Origin of the sequence: Arthrospira sp. PCC 8006 (assembly GCF_046480465.1) — a bacterium.
GTDB classification, from domain to species: domain Bacteria; phylum Cyanobacteriota; class Cyanobacteriia; order Cyanobacteriales; family Microcoleaceae; genus Limnospira; species Limnospira platensis.
Genome location: NZ_PKGG01000425.1, coordinates 1 through 1,826, shown reverse-complemented (window position 1 = coordinate 1,826; position 1,826 = coordinate 1). Strand labels below are relative to the sequence as shown.

At 42.8% G+C, this 1,826-nt stretch carries 3 protein-coding genes; 2 read left to right on the top strand and 1 reads right to left on the bottom strand.

What is annotated here, in order from left to right; all coding sequences use genetic code 11:
- The coding region (locus tag B9T16_RS28290) for a hypothetical protein (protein WP_410246352.1) at positions 1-445 on the bottom strand (445 nt) is incomplete at its 3' end.
- A gap of 435 nt (positions 446-880) precedes the next feature.
- Here B9T16_RS28290 and B9T16_RS28285 point away from each other — a divergent pair.
- Both B9T16_RS28285 and B9T16_RS28280 read left to right on the top strand, forming a co-directional pair.
- Positions 881-1,138 (top strand): hypothetical protein, encoded by a 258-nt coding sequence (locus B9T16_RS28285; RefSeq protein ID WP_006616856.1) that lies wholly within the window; start codon positions 881-883, stop codon positions 1,136-1,138.
- A partial coding sequence (locus B9T16_RS28280) for an ROK family protein (protein WP_410246351.1) occupies positions 1,135-1,826 on the top strand: 692 nt, incomplete at its 3' end. The genes B9T16_RS28285 and B9T16_RS28280, both read left to right, overlap by 4 nt.

Here is a 1,826-nt window from a genome sequence, read left to right as displayed (position 1 = left end):
ACAAAAAAATACATACGTTGGGGGGCGTTCCCTCGGCGGCAAACTGAGTTGGACTATCAATCAGCAATATTCCACGTATTAAAAATGTACATATCCCAGCGAATAATACCACTGACAAACAACGAGCAGTAATAGCAAAGTTACTGATATTAGACGTAATTATATATTTCAAACCCATGCTATACGCCAGACTTGCCAGCATGATTAAGCTAATATTTCGCCAAAAATAGTTATTCCAAATATAGAGAAAATAAAACTGCACAAAAGCCATAATTGTGACAAAAAATAACCAATAATATTTAGGGATTTTGGTATTTAAAAATTTGCCAATTCCCCAAATCTGCAAGATGATGGAACTGGAGATAATCAGATTGCTCACCAGTTTAATAAACAGGGGCATTTGGGTAGTGTAAATTAGAGCTAAAACCCAAGATATTGATGACAATACCGTGCCTAACATATAGGTTGATATACCCTGATATTGATTTACGCATCATCTAAATATAATTAGTAATAATGCTTGTAGCCATGATGAGATAACCACCATTATTATCAGCGTGTAAATATCTAAATTCATCTTATATCTCAAAATTAATAACAGTAGATTTAAAAGTCTGTGGTTAATGATACCACCCAGACATTAACAATACCCAAATTACCATATTTCAAGGCTCTAGGAATCAGTCAGGAGTTCTGATGACAATTTCCATAATTAGCTATCATCAGACTGATGTCACGGAACTGATTAAATACTGATGGTAGTGGTGAACCGGTTTCATCTTGCTATAGTATAGTTGGTCTATAGTTACTGATGGATTGACCGATCGCCCTCATTAATGAGAAAATAGTCTAACAATCCCTTATTATCCCAAACATCCTTATGCCTAAACCTAGTTCATACGCGGTTCATCTTTTGATTCAGGGGGGACACCGGGAAGAGGTCCGGTTCAGGACGATCCAGGATTTTCAAACCTGGTACACTAAAGTTCTGATTCCTAAGCACACTGATACCGATTTTCTCAATGTCCCGATTAAAACCATTGAAGGTGAGTATCTGGTAGTTCGTCCCTCTAGTATTATGGGGATTCGCGTCGAACCCATTTATACTAGCAGCATAGAACGCGACGAAGTAGAATGAAACCAAAATCCGCTCAGGTCATTGGTATTGATTTAGGGGGGACGGCGATTAAACTGGGACTGTTTGAGGCGGACGGTTCCTGTAACCAATCCCTGACGGTGGCAACTCCACAACCCGCTACCCCGGAAGCTTTGTTGGCAGCAATACTAAACGCTATATCACAAATAGCAGCCCCTGTCGAGTCTTGGGCGGCGATCGGGGTGGGTTTACCGGGACCAGTAGATGGGACGGGGCGGATCTCCCAGGTAGCCATTAACCTAGAGAATTGGCGGGATGTTCCCTTAGCAGACTGGCTGGAAGAAAAAACCCAAAAGCCAGTAATCATGGCTAATGATGCTAATTGTGCGGGGTTGGGGGAAGCCTGGTTAGGGGCGGGACGAAATTTTGATAATCTGATTATGTTAACTCTGGGGACAGGAGTTGGCGGGGCGATTATCCTCAATCGTCAGTTATTTGTGGGTCATCGCGGCGCGGCGGGGGAGTTGGGATTAATTACTTTGAACCCCGATGGACCCCCCTGTAATAGCGGAAATCAGGGTTCTCTGGAACAATATGTCTCTGTACAAGCTATCCGCCGGGAAACGGGTAATAAACCTTCTGACCTAGCCCAAAAGGCGATCGCAGGTGATTCCCAAGCCTTAGCCTATTGGGAAGAATATGGGCGACGGTTAGGGGCGGGTTTAGCTAG

Coding starts and splice junctions, on each gene's coding strand:
- B9T16_RS28285 (WP_006616856.1), top strand. CDS start 881: ATGCCTAAACCTAGTTCATACGCGGTTCATCTTTTGATTCAGGGGGGA.